This is a genomic window from Salsuginibacillus halophilus (assembly GCF_003014715.1).
Taxonomy (GTDB): Bacteria; Bacillota; Bacilli; order Bacillales; family Marinococcaceae; genus Salsuginibacillus; species Salsuginibacillus halophilus.
The window spans coordinates 75772-95266 of the sequence record NZ_PYAV01000008.1 but is presented as its reverse complement, the minus strand read 5'-3'; the positions used below and the strand labels follow the sequence as shown (position 1 = coordinate 95266).

Annotated in this window: 21 protein-coding genes; 6 read left to right on the top strand and 15 right to left on the bottom strand. The window is 45.0% G+C overall.

Annotated elements, in window-relative coordinates; genetic code table 11:
• The first annotated feature begins 31 nt into the window (after nucleotides 1-31).
• Entirely contained in the window at nucleotides 32-676 is a 645-nt protein-coding gene (locus B0H94_RS09210; RefSeq protein WP_106588964.1) for a stage II sporulation protein M, read from the top strand.
• A gap of 82 nt (nucleotides 677-758) precedes the next feature.
• Here B0H94_RS09210 and B0H94_RS09205 read toward each other — a convergent pair whose 3' ends face one another.
• The 3 genes from B0H94_RS09205 to B0H94_RS15190 form a co-directional block, all read right to left on the bottom strand.
• Nucleotides 759-1274 carry a YwpF family protein gene (locus tag B0H94_RS09205; RefSeq protein WP_106588963.1) on the bottom strand — a complete coding sequence of 172 codons (516 nt, stop codon included), beginning with the start codon at nucleotides 1272-1274 and terminating at the stop codon, nucleotides 759-761.
• A 37-nt stretch (nucleotides 1275-1311) separates the two neighbouring features.
• On the bottom strand, nucleotides 1312-2484 hold the full coding sequence (locus tag B0H94_RS09200; protein ID WP_106588962.1) for a MalY/PatB family protein: 1173 nt from the start codon (nucleotides 2482-2484) through the stop codon (nucleotides 1312-1314).
• A 763-nt stretch (nucleotides 2485-3247) separates the two neighbouring features.
• Nucleotides 3248-3415, bottom strand: coding sequence for a hypothetical protein (locus B0H94_RS15190; protein WP_181315338.1), 168 nt, complete (start codon nucleotides 3413-3415; stop codon nucleotides 3248-3250).
• Between the two features lie 99 nt (nucleotides 3416-3514).
• Between B0H94_RS15190 and B0H94_RS09195 the strand changes: the two genes are divergently transcribed.
• Entirely contained in the window at nucleotides 3515-4519 is a 1005-nt protein-coding gene (locus B0H94_RS09195) for a potassium channel family protein (protein ID WP_106588961.1), read from the top strand.
• Here the strand turns inward: B0H94_RS09195 and B0H94_RS09190 are convergent.
• Both B0H94_RS09190 and B0H94_RS09185 read right to left on the bottom strand, forming a co-directional pair.
• Complete coding sequence (locus B0H94_RS09190) at nucleotides 4516-4914, bottom strand: YugN family protein (protein ID WP_106588960.1); 399 nt, start codon at nucleotides 4912-4914, stop codon at nucleotides 4516-4518. The two genes, B0H94_RS09195 and B0H94_RS09190, sit on opposite strands and share 4 nt — an antisense overlap.
• Nucleotides 4915-5569: 655 nt before the next feature.
• Nucleotides 5570-6925: a glucose-6-phosphate isomerase gene (locus tag B0H94_RS09185; protein ID WP_106588959.1), complete on the bottom strand. Its 1356-nt coding sequence runs from the start codon at nucleotides 6923-6925 to the stop codon at nucleotides 5570-5572.
• A gap of 256 nt (nucleotides 6926-7181) precedes the next feature.
• Here B0H94_RS09185 and B0H94_RS09180 point away from each other — a divergent pair, with 256 nt between their 5' ends.
• Entirely contained in the window at nucleotides 7182-7412 is a 231-nt protein-coding gene (locus B0H94_RS09180) for a DUF378 domain-containing protein (RefSeq protein WP_106588958.1), read from the top strand.
• 239 nt (nucleotides 7413-7651) lie between these two features.
• On the opposite strand, the gene yugI is transcribed toward B0H94_RS09180, so the two are convergent.
• Nucleotides 7652-8071, bottom strand: a complete 420-nt coding sequence (gene yugI, locus B0H94_RS09175; RefSeq protein WP_106588957.1) for a S1 domain-containing post-transcriptional regulator GSP13 — start codon at nucleotides 8069-8071, stop codon at nucleotides 7652-7654.
• A gap of 168 nt (nucleotides 8072-8239) precedes the next feature.
• Between yugI and B0H94_RS09170 the strand changes: the two genes are divergently transcribed.
• Entirely contained in the window at nucleotides 8240-9604 is a 1365-nt protein-coding gene (locus B0H94_RS09170; RefSeq protein WP_106588956.1) for a sodium-dependent transporter, read from the top strand.
• Between the two features lie 100 nt (nucleotides 9605-9704).
• On the opposite strand, the gene B0H94_RS09165 is transcribed toward B0H94_RS09170, so the two are convergent.
• From B0H94_RS09165 to B0H94_RS09155, 3 genes are all read right to left on the bottom strand, one after another.
• A complete protein-coding gene (locus B0H94_RS09165; protein WP_106588955.1) occupies nucleotides 9705-10049 on the bottom strand; it encodes a hypothetical protein in 345 nt (114 codons plus the stop codon).
• A gap of 179 nt (nucleotides 10050-10228) precedes the next feature.
• A complete protein-coding gene (locus B0H94_RS09160) occupies nucleotides 10229-11398 on the bottom strand; it encodes an aminotransferase (protein WP_106588954.1) in 1170 nt (389 codons plus the stop codon).
• A complete protein-coding gene (locus B0H94_RS09155) occupies nucleotides 11395-11889 on the bottom strand; it encodes an Lrp/AsnC family transcriptional regulator (protein WP_106588953.1) in 495 nt (164 codons plus the stop codon). Before B0H94_RS09155 ends, B0H94_RS09160 begins: the two co-directional genes overlap by 4 nt.
• 164 nt (nucleotides 11890-12053) lie before the next feature.
• Between B0H94_RS09155 and B0H94_RS09150 the strand changes: the two genes are divergently transcribed.
• Complete coding sequence (locus B0H94_RS09150; RefSeq protein WP_106588952.1) at nucleotides 12054-12671, top strand: cysteine hydrolase family protein; 618 nt, start codon at nucleotides 12054-12056, stop codon at nucleotides 12669-12671.
• Nucleotides 12672-12800: 129 nt separating this feature from the next.
• Here B0H94_RS09150 and B0H94_RS09145 read toward each other — a convergent pair whose 3' ends face one another.
• Both B0H94_RS09145 and B0H94_RS09140 read right to left on the bottom strand, forming a co-directional pair.
• Complete coding sequence (locus B0H94_RS09145) at nucleotides 12801-13271, bottom strand: S-ribosylhomocysteine lyase (RefSeq protein ID WP_106588951.1); 471 nt, start codon at nucleotides 13269-13271, stop codon at nucleotides 12801-12803.
• A gap of 41 nt (nucleotides 13272-13312) precedes the next feature.
• Nucleotides 13313-14059, bottom strand: a complete 747-nt coding sequence (locus tag B0H94_RS09140) for a glycerophosphodiester phosphodiesterase (RefSeq protein ID WP_181315337.1) — start codon at nucleotides 14057-14059, stop codon at nucleotides 13313-13315.
• 229 nt (nucleotides 14060-14288) lie between these two features.
• On the opposite strand from B0H94_RS09140, the gene B0H94_RS09135 reads away from it, so the two are divergent.
• On the top strand, nucleotides 14289-15500 hold the full coding sequence (locus tag B0H94_RS09135; protein WP_245893946.1) for an MFS transporter: 1212 nt from the start codon (nucleotides 14289-14291) through the stop codon (nucleotides 15498-15500).
• A gap of 379 nt (nucleotides 15501-15879) precedes the next feature.
• On the opposite strand, the gene B0H94_RS09130 is transcribed toward B0H94_RS09135, so the two are convergent.
• From B0H94_RS09130 to B0H94_RS09115, 4 genes are all read right to left on the bottom strand, one after another.
• The gene (locus tag B0H94_RS09130) at nucleotides 15880-16476 is read right to left on the bottom strand and encodes a TetR/AcrR family transcriptional regulator (RefSeq protein ID WP_106588949.1); all 597 of its coding nucleotides are present in this window, start codon (nucleotides 16474-16476) and stop codon (nucleotides 15880-15882) included.
• A 34-nt stretch (nucleotides 16477-16510) separates the two neighbouring features.
• Nucleotides 16511-16909, bottom strand: a complete 399-nt coding sequence (locus B0H94_RS09125) for a hypothetical protein (protein WP_106588948.1) — start codon at nucleotides 16907-16909, stop codon at nucleotides 16511-16513.
• A 169-nt stretch (nucleotides 16910-17078) separates the two neighbouring features.
• Nucleotides 17079-18155, bottom strand: coding sequence for a TRAP transporter substrate-binding protein DctP (dctP, locus tag B0H94_RS09120; RefSeq protein ID WP_106588947.1), 1077 nt, complete (start codon nucleotides 18153-18155; stop codon nucleotides 17079-17081).
• Between the two features lie 60 nt (nucleotides 18156-18215).
• The gene (locus B0H94_RS09115; RefSeq protein ID WP_106588946.1) at nucleotides 18216-19493 is read right to left on the bottom strand and encodes a TRAP transporter large permease; all 1278 of its coding nucleotides are present in this window, start codon (nucleotides 19491-19493) and stop codon (nucleotides 18216-18218) included.
• Between the last annotated feature and the right edge of the window lie 2 nt (nucleotides 19494-19495).

Genomic DNA, 19495 nt, shown 5'->3' with positions numbered 1-19495 from the left:
ATCATACCTTGATAGGAAAAGAGGGTAAGCAATGAAACATTTATACAAAAACGAATGGCACTACTTTAAGCGAGATTATTTTCTGCCATTTCTTATTGTGGCAATCATTACACTTCTAACAGCAATCGGCGCTTATTGGCTGCTTACGTTAAACCCCGGTCTGACACAAGGGGCTATGGCCGAGCTTGACGCCCATTTCTCTGAACTAGGTATTGATGGCGGCTTTGAAGGAGATGGTGGAGGGAGCGGCACAATTGACCACACCTCTTTATTTTGGATTATTTTATTAAACAACCTTCGTGTTTCGTTATTCGTTATACTGTTTGGTTTCATCCCCATGCTTGTGCTTCCTGCACTTAGTCCGGTGGTCACTGCTTCAACGGTCAGTATCCTGCTTGCCTTTGTAAACTTAAACGGTGAAAACCCGTGGCCTTTATTTATGCAAGGGATCGTACCCCACGGCATTGTAGAGATGGCAGGCTTGATTTTAGCAAGCGCGATCGGGATTTTCCTTAGTTACAGTGTCATACTCAAGTTATTTTCTCCAAACCGAGGAAACATCCCGCTTGGCCGCATCATTGGACAAACATTTCGCAGTTATGCGCTCATCGTTGTTCCATTAATTGTGATCGCTGCCGTCATTGAAGGGTTTGTCACACCGTTGTTTTTATCTTAACGGCAAGTACTTCTGACTTTAAAGCTCCGCCCGTCCATGTATTAAAGTGGAGGGCGGACGATGATTTACAAATCTTTTAACACTACTTGCCTTCATCCTGTGTCGGAATGCTTGCATCTTCTTTGGCCGCCTCTTCATATAACGTTTTTGCGACCTGCTCCGACCATGCTCCTTGATCAGCTTTCCGGTTTTTAAACTCCTCAATAAGTTCTTTACCAGAATAACCGTCCTCAACTAGACTTTCTAAAATGTAGTTAAATACTTCTTCCTGCTGTAAAGCCATGTATGCATCAAACAGTACACTAAAGCCTTCTGACAATGGAAGTGTTTCCCGGACGCTGCCGACCATCGTTGCCGGATCATTACTCTCATCTGTAATTGTCACATCCATCACAAACCGCTCCCCTGTCTCTTGCATCTCATCAAACATCGCCTGTACGTCATCTCCGGCTTCAGGAAGGCGAGCATCTACAAGCCACATCTGATCTCCTTCTTCCCGGTTGATAACCAGCCCGTCTTGAAACGGCACTGGCTGCTGCTCTGGTGACTCCTCCCCTGGAAAAACAAGCTGCAAACCTTTTAAACGAAATGTTTTCATAGGATCCCCCTTCAATGTATGAAGCCTACCGATGCTTTTACTTCACAGCTTTTTGTTCATATGCGTGCTGAAGCAGCTGAACGCCCTTTTCAATATGACTGCGCGGACAAGCTATGTTCATGCGTGCAAAACCATTTCCTGCTTCTCCGAACATATGGCCGTCGTTCAAAGCTAAGCCTGCTTCTTCACGTAGCCATGTCTGTAAATCTTCACCGTACAACCCGAGACCGCGGAAGTCCATCCACACAAGATACGTTCCTTCCGGCTCAAATACCTTGATTTCAGGCATGTTTTCAGCAACTTGTGCTTTTAAATACGCAATATTGCCTTTTAAATAAGCAATCAAGTCTTCAAGCCACTGCTCACCTTCATTGTAAGCTGCTTCACATGCTGCACTTGCCAGCGGATTATCAATCCCGACAAAATTCGTTTTCAATTGATTTTCAAACCGGCGCTGCAGACTTGAGTTTTCAAATACGACATAAGACAGCTGGAGCGATGCAATATTAAAGGTTTTACTCGGTGCTAGGCATGTTGCTGTCTCTACTTGATACCCTTTTGCAGCATGTACAAACGGCACATGCTCCCCTTGAAAGATTAAATCTGCATGAATTTCATCAGATACGACAAATACGTTGTATACTTCAGCCAAACGCGCAACTTCTTCAAGTTCTGCTTTCGTCCATACCCGTCCTACAGGGTTGTGCGGGCTGCAGAGGACAATCATTCGCGCGCCTTCCTTCATTTGTGATTCTAGTTCCGTGAAATTTATCTCATAGCCGCTTTCTGTTTCAACGAGCGGGTTTTGAATTAAGTGCCGGTTATGATTTCGCACGAGTGGAAAAAACGGATAATACACCGGCGTCTGTATAATGACGCCATCGCCTTCTTCTGTAAATGTTTGAATGAGATGACTAATTGATGGTACAACACCTGGGGTGAATACCATTTGATCTGTATTCACCTCCCAGCTAAAACGCCGGGACAACCAACCCTGAACCGCTTTGTACAAGGACTTCGGTCGAACATGGTAACCAAAAATTCCGTGATCAAGAACTTCACGCATTGCCTCAAGTACAGGCTGCGGGGCTTGAAAATCCATATCTGCCACCCACATTGGCCATAAGTCTGGATTATTGTATCGTTCTTCGAGCATATCCCATTTCATTGAGTTTGTATTCCAACGTTCGTTAAAAGCTTCTTTTGTCATTTCAATCCCCTCCAACTTTCCGCATCAGTAATTCTAAGTTGCACTCTTTTCTCATTTTACTGAAAGTTTTCGTTTCTGGAAAGAGCCCGGGTACGTAAAAAACCGGCCACCACTTTTTGGTGACCGGTTGAGCGTGTAGACAAACTTTCAAGACAAGCGGAGGCTGATGTCGCTTTTCGGCGGACGCTTGCACCCGCAGGGCACAAGTGCGACATCGGTTTGATCTACGCTAAAGCTTGATCTCACCGTGTCTTCTTAGCCCCCGTCACGGCCCCAACTTCCTCGGCAGAAAGTCACTGCCTGCGGAATTTTCGGCTCGCGCTGTTCCTGGTGGCGTCGCCGCCGGCGCTCGTCAGCCTTGCGTCATTTGCAGGTCATGAATTGTAGAGAGCTTTTTGATCAAGCTACATGAACCAATTTCATAATGACACTTCATGAGCGATCAAGCGAACCATATACAATGGAAATCCTTCATGATCGTTAACTAACAAGTAACCGAAACAAAAGACGGCGACTCCCAGAGGATCAAGCGCAGTCTGAAGATCCACTTGTTCGATTGGCAATCAAATCGAACAAGTTAGCTGAAGCCAAGCCCTCGGGAAAGCGTCCGTCTGAGGTGAAGGTTACGTTCATGATTCGGTTTTTTCTCTTAATAAGGCAGCCAGCGGCGGTTGAAGCAGTAAGTTGTGAGTTAATATTAAGTTTTGTACTTTGTCTACAGCCTGACCGGTCACCACTTCTTGGTGACCGGTTCAGCCGGACGTTACTGCGCTGGCAGAAACAAGTCAAACAACATCCAGCCTATCGCACCAATTAACGCTGCAATTAGTGCTTCATATACTCCCTGCTTTGTTAACTCCCGGTCTTTCGTCCAGTCGAGAAAAAGCCAGCCTATAAACATAGCAATCCCGAAAAAAACTGCCTGCATCATTGGATTTAACGCCCCACTTTCGCTGTTTAAGTGTATCAAAGCCTGTATAAACGAACAAGCGGCCGTACAAACTAAAATTATTGAAAGGAGTTATGCCAGATGCGACTGCCTGTATCCCCATTCCCGGTATTTGCGAAAAGTCCTTTTATACTCCGCTTATTTTTCATTTTGGGAATCATTTTAAGTAGTACAGCTTTCATCGCCTATATGCTTGAGCCTTACACATTTGATACATACTTGGATGCTCTATGGTGGGCGGTTATTACTGCCTCGACGGTCGGATATGGAGATATCGTGCCGCAGCATTTCACCACACGTGCCTTAACTGCCGGGCTCATCTTTGTAGGGTTCGGTGTGGTTACATTGTTTGTTACAAGCCTTGCTTCTACATTCATGGCAGAAAAAACATCTTGGCAGCAAGGGCGTCGCTCTGTAAATCATGAAGACCATATCATTGTCATCGGTTGGAACGAACGAGCCCTCCGGGTCATCAGCCACTTAAAGCACGTTCACCCGGAAACTCCCATCGTTATTCTAGACAGCGGTTTAACAGAAAACCCATATCCTAATGCACGGCAGGTGGACTTTGTTAAAGGGGCTCCAAGCTCGTCAAAAACATTAGAACAAGCAAATACAGCAGAAGCTAAAACTGTATTACTGACTGCCGGAGGTACGAATGGTGAAGAAGAAGAAGCAGACGCCCGCACGATGCTAATACTACTTGCGGTTAAAAACCAGAATCCTGACGTTTATACTGCTGTTGAACTATTAACGAATGAACATATGACCCATGCAGAACGTGCCGGTGCTGATGAAATCGTCAATTCAACTCAGATGACAAGCTTAATGCTTGCTGCAAGTACGTATATGCATGGCGCTGCCTCACTTTTTGCAGCGCTTGTGAATGAAAAAAAAGAACACCGGCTCCGAACAGAACCGGCACCTGAAGCTCATATCGGGCGCACCTTTTATGAGTGTCTGCTCGAAGCACAAACAAAAGGAAGCTTACCCATTGGTATTAAACGAAGCGAAGATCATTACTTAAATCCGGACCCAGAAATGACCATCCAGAGCAGCGATGAATTAATTATGTTAACGAATTAATGTATAGCCGCTGCTAAAGCTTGGAGCTTCTTTTCTCCAGCTGTTTTCATCTCTTCCGGAACTTCGGCATCTTCGTCTTCCGGCGCGCTGAATTGATTCACAAGCGCATTTGAGTGATCTGCTTCTTCATCGATGCCGTCTTCATATGCGTGAGCAAGCACAAACGGCGTGCCCAGCTCAACAAGCGTTTTTGCATCTTCCATGGTTCCATCAACCGGGGTGAGCGGAACTCTTAGAAAGTAATACACACCATCACTTGTATCAAGCTTATGATCTAAATATCCATGGTCGTACTCCCACCCCCCGCCAAGACGGAAGTCATAGCGCTTACTCGTCTCTTCTATGTCTTTGAGCGGCAGACGCCGTCCAGCCAAACGGCTATCTAAAGTCTCCACATGCATCGCCTCCTTGCAGGTTAGTTTGACCTGAAGCGTGTGTCATATACAATCTGGATCACACTTATAACGAAAAAACCGCCCACATTTGCGGACGGCACAGCGTGTAGACAAATTGTTAAGATGAACTATGGCAGACGTCGTTTTTCGGCGGACACTTGCCTCGGATACGGCCTCAACTTCCTCGGCAGAAGATCACTGCCTGCGGGATTTTCGGCTCGCACTGTTCCCGTAGGCGTCGCCGCCGATGCTTGTCAGCCTTACGTCATTTGATGACCATGAATTGTAGAGATCCTTTTGATCAATGAATAACTACATGAATCAATTTCATAACGAACAATATCCATTAAAATGATTGATGATCCGTAAATGTAAAAGTGACCGAAACGACAGACGGCGACTCCCAGAGGATCAAGCGCAGGCTGAAGATCCACTTGTTCGAATGGAAATCAATTCGAACAAGTTAGTTGAAGCCAAGCCCTCGGGAAAGCGTCCGTCTGAAGTGAAAGTCACGTTCACGATTCGGTTTTTATCCTCTTAATACGGCAACCTGAAACCCGCGGAACTCGGAGCAGTAAGCTGTGCGCAAATTTAGGCTATTATATTTTGTCAACAGATTGAACCGCCTGCATTTGCGGACGGCACACGCTATACTTTAAGGGCGTAGACGGGTTTCAAGTGCTGTACGTCGCTCTTCAAACCCAGCTTTACCAAGCAGCGCGTACATATTCTTTTTATAAGCTTCAACACCCGGCTGATCAAACGGATTCACTCCAAGCAGATAACCACTGATCGCACAGGCCGTTTCAAAAAAGTAAACAAGATAGCCGAATGCAGCTTCATCCAATTCCTCAAGTTGAATTAATAAGTTAGGCACATCCCCGTCCATATGAGCGAGCAGCGTACCTTCAAACGCTTTTTGATTCACCATAGATACCGGCTCACCAGCCAGCTCGTTCAACTGGTCAAGGTTATCCTTAGTCTCCGGTACTGCAAGCGGTTCTCCATGTGCCTTAACTTGAATGACCGTTTCAAATAGATGACGTCGCCCTTCTTGAACGTACTGACCCATCGAGTGCAGGTCTGTTGTAAAGTTTAAAGACGCTGGGAACAAACCCTTCCCATCTTTACCTTCACTTTCACCGAATAACTGCTTCCACCATTCTGAAACATAATGAAGACCCGGCTCATAATTGACAAGCGCTTCAATGTCTTTACCTTTTTGATAAAGTGCAAAGCGCGTTGCTGCATAACGGTAAGCCGCGTTTTCATTCAAGTCATCTGCCGCCAGCGCAGTACGCGCTTCATCAGCGCCTTGCATCATTGCATCAATATTAAGACCTGCTGCCGCGATCGGCAGTAAACCAACGGGGGTTAATACAGAATAGCGACCGCCAACATCGTCAGGTACGATAAAGGTGTCATACCCTTGCTCATCGGCAAGTGTTTTTAAAGCACCTTTTTCTTTATCCGTTGTTGCATAAATCCGCTTTGCTGCCTCACGGTTTCCATACTTTTCTTCCATCCACTGCCTAAGCACACGAAACGCAATGGCCGGCTCAGTCGTTGTACCTGATTTTGAAATGACATTCACAGCTACATCTTTACCTTCAAGCAAGTCGAACAAATCGTTCATATAAGCTTGGCTCATATGATGACCGACAAAATAAATTTCCGGTCCTACACGCTTCTCTTTTGGAAGCTGGTTACGAAATTGATGCGTCAAAGCCTCAATCGCCGCCCGTGCTCCTAAATAAGAACCACCAATACCTACAACAAGCAGTACATCAGCTGTATCGCGAATTGCAGCTGCTGCATCTTTTACTCGTTGGTACTCTTCACCGCTTGTAATATCCGGCAGATCTAGCCACCCAAGAAAATCATTGCCTGCGCCAGTACGCTCATGAAGCTGCTTATGTGCTTCGCTAACTGCCGGCTGCAGGCGCTCCAGCTCTTCTTTTGAAACCCACTTCTCTGCATACGTTCCATCAAACTGCAATCGTTCTGCCATGATCGGCCTCCTTATTGTATGTACAAGTTATCGTACACTGCCTGTAGAAAAGTCTAAAAAAGCTGAAGAAGAAAATCAAGCACTTAGCACGATGTAAACCCTTTCTTATACGTGATAATTATAAGTATCCAAAAAACCTGCTTTGCCTTACTTTGTCAGTTGCTTTTCGTACATATTTTCACCTTCGTAACACAGGCTATGCATGTACGTTCATCGTGATCAACAACATGGTGCAAACGTAAAGGAGGTGAAAACGATGAACGGATTACAGAAAACTGCACTCGTATTAATTATCATTGGAGCTGTAAACTGGGGACTTGTCGGCTTTTTCGGTTTTGACTTAGTCGCTTCAATATTCGGCGGTCAAGCTGCTGCCTTCTCTCGTGTCATTTACGCAATCATCGGGCTTGCAGGGTTGTACTGTATTTCACTGCTCGTTTCTACCGACCATGAGATCGAAAAAGAACCTGAACCACAGCGTTCTTAAACCGTATAGAAACTTACAGCAGGCAGCCGCGAATGCGGCTGCTGCATTATGCGAACAAGTTTTTGATTCAAAACCACACCTGTATCTGAACCTTATTTGTTGATAGCGATTTATAAATGCGACATTCATAACATTAAATAAACAATTTATACTTACCGTCCACACAGGTGTAATATTTAACATTTTTTCTCATACTAAAAAAGCCGCCCGTGCAGTGACGGTACGGCTTAAGAAATAAATTATTTGCGCGCGCGCTTGTTCAAGTCAGCTTGAATTTCGTTGGACTGCTTCAACCAGTCTTTCAACTTGTCTTCAAGGGTGTTGAATCCTTGGTTTTGTTCCTTTTTATTGCCACCGCCGCTGTTGTTTTGCTGCGGGCGGTTGTTGGAACGACGTTCTTCTTTTTGTGGCGCTTCTTGTGTTGCACGAATTGACAAGGAAATCTTGCCAGAACCTTCTTCGATTGACTTAACTTTTACTTTCACTTCGTCGCCAACCGAAAGTTCGTCGTGGATATCTTTAACGTAACCATGCGCTACCTCAGAAATATGCACAAGTCCCTGCGTGTCGTTATCAAGTGCTACAAAGGCACCAAATGGCTTCACGCCGGTTACTTTACCTTCAACAATGCTTCCAACTTCAAACTGTGTTACTGCCATCCAAACATCTCCTAAATAATTATTAGCCTAAGTAATATAACACATTTTCACTAAATGCGCAAACATGCTTCAGCCAACTTTCCTTTCCATTCTTGGTTGACACTTATACAAGGGTGCCGTATGCTATGTGATTGGAATTTTAAGAATTTTAGACGAGGAGAGAATTGTATGAGTCAACGAAGAGAACAATGGGCATCGCGGCTCGGTTTTATTTTAGCCGCGGCAGGTTCAGCCATCGGGCTGGGCGCTGTATGGAAGCTTCCGTATGTAGCCGGGACGAACGGCGGCGGTGCTTTCTTTTTCATATTTATTTTATTAACCCTAACGCTTGGAGCATCTTTAATGCTCGCAGAATTTATACTCGGGCGGCACACAAACAAAGACGCCATTCAATCCTATAAAGCGATTGCACCTGGAACACCGTGGTTTCTTGTAGGTGCCCTCGGTATTGTTGCTTCATTTTTACTTTTGTCTTTTTACGCCGTTGTAGGCGGTTGGATCGTAACGTACTTTTTCCGAAGTATTACAGGACAATTGCAAGCTCCTGATGGTGATTTTGGCGCATTATTCGGTCAGATCACTGCTAACCCATGGGAAGTTGGCATCGCTCACTTTGTCTTTATCCTTATCACCATCTTCGTCGTACGCGCCGGGATTCGAGGCGGTATCGAACGAGCGAGCAAACTTCTCATGCCGGCCCTGTTTATTTTATTCTTAGTCATTGTCGCACGTTCTTTAACACTTGATGGGGCAATGGAAGGTGTACGCTTCTTTTTACAGCCTGACTTTTCTGAAGTTACCGGAGAGACGCTGCTATTCGCACTTGGACAAGCGTTTTTTGCATTAAGTCTTGGTGTTTCCATCATGGTAACTTACAGCTCTTACGTACCAAAAGACACAAGCTTAACACGCTCGGCAGGCTCTATTATTGGCCTGAGTTTGTTTATCGCCTTGCTAAGCGGACTTGCTATATTTCCAGCGGTTTTCTCGCTCGGCATGTCACCTGAAGAAGGCCCACCGCTCATCTTTATCGTTTTACCGGCAGTATTTAACGAGATGGCCTTTGGCGGCTTTTTCTTCACGCTGTTTTTAGCATTGTTATTGTTTGCAACGTTAACATCTGCGTTTTCACTACTTGAAATTCTTGTCGCGCCATTTGCCAAAAACGACTTAAATAAACGTAAGCGTGTAACTTGGATTTCCGGACTCCTCGTTTACATTATGGGGATTCCATCTGCACTATCTTTTGGCATACTGGGAGATTTCACAGTCTTTGGTAACATCTTTTTTGATAACATGGACTTTTTAGTAAGTAATATCCTACTTCCACTTGGTGCTTTGTTGATTGCACTGTTTGTACCGTGGAAAATTAATAAAGACGTTCTTGAGGAAGAACTCTTGCGGAGCAGCCGGCTCAGTCGCGGCTTTTTCCTAACCTGGCTGTTCACGATTCGATTTGTGACACCAGCGGTTATTGTTATTGTGTTTTTATACATTCTCGGCTTCCTGCCGGGGGTTGAACCGACGATATAACAAAAAGCATCTGCCCCACATACCGCGGGCAGATGCTTTTTACGTATCTTTTAGTTCAATGCGTTCCTCTTTATTTTCGCCCTTTTCTATCCAATACACGTCATAAGATACATCCATGCCCTCTAAGCAACGGCTCCCGAGCAACACCTGTGCTTACTGTTTCTTCTTTACTTAATTCCAAAGTCTCTTCACTTCCATAATGATCTGGCAGATATACCAGCTGTTCAGGTTCAATATCCGCATCGCCAGTGTAAGACAACGTTATAGTATAAGGCATTTCATTACTGGATGTATTTTGAGCATCTCCATGACCATAGCTGAAGTGGACATGCCAGTTCTCACTTTCACCTTCAAAGTCAGTTAGGTTACTTGGTTCTGCATCGGCAAAGATGTAACATGCAGTTGCTGCTAAGAAGATAAGTAGTACAACCCCTCCTGAAATCACCGCTTTTCTTTGATTGAACCTTGTTTTTTTCTCCTGGGGATCATAATGTCTATTTAACGCTACACCATCCGCTTTCGCATTTGGATCGATACACTTCCCTCCTTTTTCACTAAAAATCCATATTCAACCATGAATCTTCATTTTAAAAAGCCCGATTTGTTCATCGGGCTTAGCTTACTCTATATTTTCTGCATTAAACGGTCCATCCGGTCGATCGCGACTTTAATCGATTCAAGTGAGGTCGCATATGAGCAGCGGACATGGGCTTCTCCACCACCACCAAAAACATTTCCCGGCACAACGGCGACTTGTTCTTCCAATAGCAGTTTTTCTGCAAATGCTTCCCCGTTCAACCCACTGCTTGCCACATTAGGAAATGCATAAAAAGCACCGCCAGGCTGGTGACAGTCTAAGCCAAGTTCACGAAAAGACTGAACGATAAAGTTACGTCGCTGCTGATAACTTTCAATCATTCGTTCCAATGTTTCACGACCGTTTCTTAAAGCCTCAAGCGCGCCGTGTTGTGCAGGTGTTGGTGCGCACATCATCGCATACTGATGAATTTTCAGCATCGCACCCACGATATCTTCAGGGCCGCATACAAATCCTAGCCGCCAGCCTGTCATCGCAAATGCTTTTGAAAAACCTGAAATAATGACGGTTCGCTCCCGCATCTTTGACAGATTCGAAAACGCTGTATGCTCTCCATCGTAAGTAAGCTCTGCATAAATCTCATCAGAGAGCACGAGCAGGTCATGACGCTCGATTACACTCGCAATTTTCTGCAGCTCGCTTTCGGTCATCACTGCCCCCGTCGGATTATTCGGAAAACAAATCATTACAGCTTTTGTCCGCGTTGTAATCGCAGCTTCAAGTGCTTCCGGCGTCAATTTAAATTCATCCTCTTTCTGCACCGCAAGAGGAACAGGAACACCACCAGCTAAAGTTACAACCGGCGCATAACTTACAAACGTCGGCTCCACAATAATCACTTCATCCCCTGGGTCAACAATGGCGCGCGTTGCTGCATCAAGTGCTTCACTTGCACCAACAGTTACTAACACTTCAGTTTCTGAATCATAGGGTGCATTAAAGCGATCGTCCATATAATTTGCGATTTCCCGGCGCAGCTCCGGCAGTCCGGCATTCGCGGTGTAAGATGTGTGCCCCCGCTCTAAAGATGCAATGCTTGCCTCACAAACATTCCACGGCGTAGAAAAATCCGGCTCTCCCACCCCGAGCGAAACGACATCATCCATCGTCGAAGCCATATCAAAGAAACGACGGATTCCGGAAGGCTGAATGCTTTCTACAGCTTTAGACAGCCGGGAGGTTTGTTTGACAGTCATGGTGACACCACGTTCCTTGAATCAGTTTTCGGCTCTGCAAATACAACACCATCATGTTTATACGTTTTAAGCTGAAAATGCGTTGTGGTTGATAGAACTTCATCCAAAGTGGACAGCTTCTCAGAAACAAAAGCTGCAATTTCTGACATCGTTTCACCTTCAATCACAACAGCTAAATCATAAGCACCGCTCATTAAGTAAAGCGCCTGCACCTCAGGAAAGCGGTAAATCCGTTCTGCTACTTCATCAAATCCGACACCGCGCTGCGGCGTAACTTTCACATCAATCATAGCGGTTACACCTTCGGATTCTCGTGCCTTACTCCAATCCACCACCGCTTGGTAATTTAAAATAATATTATCTGTTTCAAGTTGACGGATAATCGCTGATACAGCGTCCTCTCCAAGGTTAACCATTTTAGCAATCGTAGGAATATCTGTACGCCCGTTATTCTCCAAAATACGGAGAACCTCCAGGGATTTCGCATCCATGAGTCTGCCCCTTTCCATTCTCAGGTGTCTAAGCTCAGCGTATGCCAGCATGTCATCTATGTTATCATATTCTTGAAGAACGTTGAGGACCGTCTAAAAATTCTTTCAAAATTTCAAACGCCTTTAAAACATATGATTGATGCCGATCACTGGAGGAATGAAATATGCGCTCGAGCAAGCACCCGCAAGAGCAGACAACTGTTGCCTTTTTGTTAATCGATTATATTAACGATATGGAGTTTCCTGACGGGGAAAAGCTATTTCCACATGCAGCAGCAAGTGCAAAGAAAGCTGCAGATTTAAAAAAGCGCGTCAAAGCTGAAAGGATTCCAGTCATTTATGTAAATGACAACTATGGTCAATGGCAGAGTGACTTCCGCCAAACGGTTGATCGCTGTCTTCGGACTGACGTTCGGGGACGGCCGGTAGCAGAGGCACTTAAGCCTGATGAAGATGATTACTTTATATTAAAACCTCAGTTCTCTGGTTTTTTTGCCACCCCGCTTGAAATTTTACTCGCGCACCTGGATGTGAAAACATTAATCATTGCAGGCGTTGCCGGTAACATGTGCGTACAATTCACAGCGAATGATGCTTATATGCGTGGTTACCGGCTCATTGTGCCTGAAGATGCTTCAGCTTCAAACCGACACGAAGACAACGCTGAAGCGATGCGGCAGATGGAAAAAGCTTTAAAAGCCGATACCCGCCGTACCGAGGAACTTGACTTAAACGAAGTCATCGAGGAAGCCCGCAGTTATTATGATTCTGTTAAAGAGTAGGCTTCTAATTACAGGAAAACGACTATCAGTGCGTGCTCCAACCAAAATTGCTTAAAAAAAGCATCGTTTGTATACACAAAAAGACACCGCATATGTTGCGGTGTCTTTTTGTTTGTACATAATTTGTCTTTAAAATACTTCCTGCAATGTCTCTTTGCCGTGGTTCTTCCAATAAGACATCCACTTTTTCGCACCTTCAAGATCATGCAGTTTCGCCTGACCGCATTCTTTTTCCGTTGCAGCCGGAACTTCTTCATAATTTTCAGCGTAATCCATTGTTTTAATTAACATATCAATGACCTCTTCGACTTTTGCCTCACCGCTTACGATTAAATAAAAGCCGGTTTGGCAGCCCATCGGTGAAAGGTCAATGATTTCAAAATGATCATATGCCTCTGAGAACCGGCGGACATTTAATGCGAGCAGGTGTTCAAGCGTATGAATCGTTGCTGGCTGCATCGCTTGTTTATTAGGTTGACCGAAACGGATATCAAATTTGTTGACGATTCCATCGCTTCCTACTTTGTGAAAACCACCGTGGCGGACGTACGGCGCTTTAACAATTGTATGATCAAGTTCAAAACTTTCGACTTGTGGCATCATACTACCTCCTTTTTCATTTCAAGGGAATTCCCTTATACCTATTCTATACCTTCAACGCTCCATTCATCAAACATATCAACCGCATCAGCCACTCGATCGGTAATGATGCCGTCAACGCCTTTTTTCGCTAGCTTTTTCATGCGATACAAATCGTTTACGGTCCAGACATGCACGGGAATCTCAAGGGCATTCATTCGCTGGACAAACTTCATGCGGAGCAACCGGTAGTGCGGGCAGACAACATCCGCGCCAATCCGTTTCAAGCGGCGCTCCGGAAAAACATCCTGAATATAATTCTGCAGTTGAAACTTATTTTGATACAAGCTGCGCCCGATAATTAAGCCGGTAGGAATGTCCGGCACAGTTTGCTTTAAATGACGCAGGCTCCGTTCATGAAAGCTTGATACAAGCACATGGTCCTGCATCCCTGTCCTTTTTACCTGCTCGGCTACATCAGTCTCTAAGCCACGTCCTTTTAACTCTAAATTTAAATGTACACGACCGTGAAATTCCTCCAATACTTCGCTTAACCTTGGTGGTTTCCAGCCGAACATTGATGTTTCATCGGCCAGCTCTTGATAAGTTAACAAATGAACCGGGCGCCGCTTCCATTTTCGATTATGAAAACAGATCAGCTGTTCATCAGCTGTTTTTCGAACATCTGTCTCTATTGAATCTGCACCATGAGCGATCGCCTCTTCAAAAGCTTCCATCGTATTTTCTGTTACGCGCTCTCCTGTGCCGCGATGGGCAATTAAGAGCGGGCGGATATGAATGCTCTGCATCACATCACCCCTTCCGTCACAAGAGTCTCTACCCATCATTCTGCCTGATCTACATCCAAGCTGGCAACTTCAAAAAGTTTTGAAGTTTTTATTTCACTGCTCCCTACTGTGTACAAGCAGCTTTTCATAAAATCGAAAATACGGTATAATATTTAGCGAAACGAAATAATAAGTCGTTTTTGGAATAACTAAAGGGTGATCTTTTATTGATTTAGAAAAACGAAACTTAATGATCATGTGGTTTGCTAACTTCTTTGTAGCTGCTAGCGCCACAATGGTACTTCCTTTTTTAAGTTTGTATATTGAGACGTTCGGAAACTATTCAGATGCTTATGTGCAGCGCTGGTCCGGTTATATTTTCGGTATCACGTTTCTTGTGGCATTCTTTGTCGGCCCATTATGGGGAAAAGTTGGTGACCGCTTTGGCCGGAAATCGATTTTAGTCATTTGTGGTTTCGGCATTGCTTTAAGTATATTTCTTATGGGGTTTGTAGAGTCGATTTTCGGCCTGTTTATGCTGCGGTTGTTCATGGGAGTTGTTACAGGCTTTATCCCGACTGCAATCGCTTTAGTCTCGGCCCAAAGTAAAAAAGAAACAGCAGGTAACACCCTCGGCACCTTGCAGACAGGTACCGTAGGTGGTGGCTTGATGGGGCCACTCCTAGGCGGCATTGTCGCCGATACGGCAGGCTTCCAACTTACCTTCGTTTTAACAGCAAGCGTTATTGCCCTTGCTTCACTGCTTGTGACTTTTGGCGTCAAAGAATTTATTCACTATGAAGAAGGCGAAGAACGTCAAACGTATACAAGTAAAGAAGTCTTACGGCACATTGTGACCCACCCTGTACTTTTAATTGTTATGGTGGTCGCACTCGTTATTCAAGCTGCGAATTTTAGTGTCCAGCCGCTTTTAGCGCTTTATGTTACTGACCTTCATACCGCAGAAAATATTGCGTTTCTCTCCGGGCTTGCTTTTTCTATTACCGGACTCGGGAACCTTATTGCTACAAAAAAATGGGGGCAGGTTGGCGATCGGATCGGGCACGAAAAGATTCTATTTTTACTGTTGCTTCTTGCAGCACTATTTTTCATTCCACAAGCTTTTGTTTCTAATTTATGGCAGCTCATTGCGCTCCGCTTTTTATTCGGGCTTGCCATCGGAGGATTAATCCCTTGTACAACAGCTTACATCCGCCAAGTCTGTCCAGTTACGATGCAGGGGGAAGTTCTTGGGTACAACCAAAGCTTTCGGTTTCTCGGTAATGTGATCGGCCCTGTAACCGGTGGTACAATTGCCGGTATGTACGGGATACCGTTTGTCTTTATTATAGGCGGATTCATGTTTGCAGGCAGCGCCTTTCTTCTCGGGGGAACTCTTTACCGCCGCCATATGAAAAGCGCAGCTGCCGGTCCAGAAAGAGAAGCTAAAGCCCATTCATAAATTTGAAGCCAGAAGGAAAAACCTTCTGGCTTCAAACTGTCGACAAGGTACAGAACCTAAGATTCACGCACAGCTTACTGCTCCAAACCACGGGCTGCCCGAAACACGAACTTAACCTTCGCGCCAGACGGACGCTTTCCCGAGGGCTTGGCTTCAGCAGTCTCTCCAGCCTGCGCTGAAGAGACTGCTGAAGATCCCGCAATGAGCGGGTTTTGTTCATGATGAAACTGAAGCGTTGCCCGGCGGCAAAGCAGACACGGCGAAATCAAGCGTAAGTGCAGGTTGAGTCGATGTCGCACTTGTGCCATGGGTGAAAGCGGGTATATTTCCCATGCCTATCTTTTAAATCATATCTTATGGGACAGCCCCTTCAAACTTATTAACCATGATGTTCTTCAGGTTTTAGCAACCCTTCGAGCATATAAAGCTGAAAGGCTTCAGCTACGGCCTCTGTAGATAACGGCTCACGACGCATTTCCCAATCAGAAACAAGGGCTGTATACAGCTTATACATCACAAATGAAGTCATTTCCGGGTCAACTTGTTTAATAATCCCACGTTCAATAAGACGCTCAATTCGCGCCTGTACAAAAGTTACTATTTGATTTTCTACAAAAGCGAGACCTTCTTCAGCCTTAGCACTCTTTGAGTGTTTCGCTTCTTCTGCAAGTCGCAGTAGCAGCTGTTGCTCTGCTTTAAAACGTAGAAGCTCGTGCAGTACGCGCTGTAAGTTCGTTTCCGGCGAACAGTTCTGTTGAATCTGCCGCTCTGCTGCCTCATTCATTTCTTCAACAACTTGTTGTAAAATGCTGGTGAACAACGTTTCCTTGCTCGGATACTCAAGATAAACGCTGCCTTTACCGACACCTGCTGCTTTAGCTACAGCTTCCATTGTTGTTTTTTGATATCCGTAAACTGTAAAACAATGGCGCCCCGCCCGAAGCACAGAGTGCCGCCGGCTTTCATGATCCATCATCAGCACCCCCTCCTATCATCCACCTGCGTCTAACTTAATTCTCCGTGACTTCTTCTTGGAACATAAACACAATAAACGCAAAGATAAAGAAACTTACCGCTAATATTGTTCCGCCAATGATATAAAACAACAAATAAACAAGATCCGGTATAGGGCCTGGCTCAAAGTAATGTAAATACATACCTAAGGTTAAACCTATCGAACCAAAGACTGCAGTCCAAGTCTGTACATTTGCAAGCTTCGAAGTTTTAGAAATTGTAAACACACGGTAAAAAATGCCGAATGCAAATAAAGAAAGCCACCCTACAACAAGAATATGGGCATGAATGGGCGATAAAGACGGTGAGCCGGCTCCCGCCATATGCGAGCCCATAATTACCCCGACAGCCGCAAAGATAACCGAGGCTTTTAACAACATACGGGTACGATCCATATCATCATCTCCTTCGTTGATACACTTCACTTTTTGTATTATGTCACAAGCTTAATGGGCCATCAATTGACGCTTTTCCGAACATTCATTACAAAAGCACCCGCCCTGCATATATACAGAGCGGGTGACATTTTTTCAGCTTATCATTTTAACTATCATCGAATGATCCTTACTCTTCTTCTCCCGTCACTTCTGCAATATCCTCTTCAAGCTGATCAAGAATCTCTGCTGCCTCTTCTCCTTCTTCTTCACGGAAGAAGTCGCGCACTGGACGTGCCAGATCTTGAAACTCTTCAATCTCTTCATCTGTTAGCTCGTAAACTTCCGTTGGGTTTTCTTCGTCTTCTTCAATCATTTCCAAACGCTCTTCATTCAACTCATCCTGCAGATCAAAACCAATATCGCGCATTTCTTCTGTCGTTTCATGAACAATTTCTTGAATGTCTTCAGGCAGTTCTTCGTAAATATTCTGGTTCATAGTAGTTACAGCAACGTAGCTGTTATGGTTTGAAATTGTCATATGATCCTGTACTTCGTGGAAAGATGCATCTTCAATAAAGAAGATTGGATTTTCCTGACCATCGACTTGTCCCTGCTGCAAGCCGCCGTAAAGCTCTTCCCAGCTTAACGGTGTGGCATCTGCACCATAAGCTCCGTAAGATTCAATCATTAATGGGGATTCCTGTGTCCGCATTAAAAACCCTTCGAAATCTTCAGATGAACGGAGCTGACTGCTCCCTGTCCACTGCATCGCACCTTCTGTCCAGAAAGAAAGTGGCTGCAGGCCCTGCTCTACGTATTTTTCCGCGAGCATTTCGTTAACCGCTTCACTCTCGTTTAAAATTTCCTGGGTTTGCTCTTGATCATCCGGCAGTAAATAGTGGAGCGAGAAGATTTGAGCCTCTTCAACGAGCGTACTTACAAATCCAGGAGAGACGATCCCAAGCTCAACACCACCGGCTTGGAGTTGTTCAAGCTGGTCTACTTCAGAACCGAGCCCACCAAATTCGAACACATCAACTTCAATTCGCCCATCAGACTTTTCGTTCAACAAATCTGCATATTCTTGGGCATACTCATACTGTACCTGCCCCGGCGTTTCTTCTGTGATAAAATCCCATTCGTACTCCGGTCCATCTCCGCCGTTGTCTCCTCCTGCTTCTTCGTCACCACCACAAGCTGTCAGTGCCGCGCCGGCAACGAGTGCAAATCCCGGCAACATCAATCGGCGTTTCAAATTTTCCATTGTCAGACTCCCCCTTAATTTTTTCTTTCATTTATCTTTCAAACTTCTACCCTACAACCGTTACAAAAACGGCAAGTATCGGTAAAAGAGTGAAATCTCTTCAAAGACAATAACAAGTACAGCAACGACAACCAGCATAACGATATACGGCGGTGTACCGCGTATCACATCAATATATGATTTATTAAAAGCTGCACTTGCTGTAAAGATGTCCACACCAAAAGGCGGTGTCGCAGAGCCTAGCGCCGCCTGGAAGGTGATTACCACACCGAGGTGGACTGGGTCTACACCTGCGGCTTCGGCGGCTGGAAAGAAAATCGGTGTTAAAATTAAAATCACAACAATCGGATCAACAAACATACAACCGATAAAGAAGAAAATAGCGACAATGATTAACACATACAATGCACTTGGATCATTGCCTAGAAATGTTTCTTCGATCATTCCAGGAAGCCCGGAAATACTAGCTACCCAGGCAAACGCCTGACCGCCGGCGACGAGAATAAATACAGCGGAAGTAACCAGTCCGGTTGATAAACTGATGCCAGGGATCTCTTTTAAAGAGACTGCTCTGTATACCACCACTTCAAGGATCATTGCGTACAAAACCGAGACGCCGGCTGCTTCCATCGGTGTGAAATAGCCGCTGTAAATCCCGCCAACAATGATGATCGGAAAGCCGAGCGGAAGTAGAGCCCGCCACGTCGTCACCATCCGGTCGCGCCACAACGCTTTTTCAGCAAGTGGAATGTTAAAGATCTTTGCATGAATCACCGCATAAGCAGCAAAAAATAAAAAGATTAAAAGCCCCGGCCCCACCCCGGCAATAAATAGATCTCCTACTGAGGTATTGGTCATTAACGCATAAATAATCATCCCGATGCTCGGCGGAATTAATAACGCAATATCGCTTGCGTTAATGATTAAAGCAATAGCACTTGAATCTTTATAGCCGATATTACGCAGACGCTCTCTCATTGGCTTACCAATGGCAACAACAGTCGCCTGTGTCGAACCGGAAATGGCGCCAAACATCGTACAAGCAGCTGCTGTCGTAATTGCATACCCTCCGCGCAGATGGCCGACAAAAGCTCCAATAAAATCGAGCAGTCGCTGTGAAGTCCTTCCTGCGGTCATAATATCTGCTGCAAAAATAAACAGTGGAACAGCCATTAATACATCGGAAGAAATCCCTCCTACCATCTGCTGAGCCAAAAACATAGGGTCTTGTGGTAAAAAGAAAATGACCATCAGCATTGGTCCAAGAATGAGCGGGATCATCATCGGAAAGCCGAGCGCTAAACATAAGATCATTACGATAAACATTGTTGTTATCATAG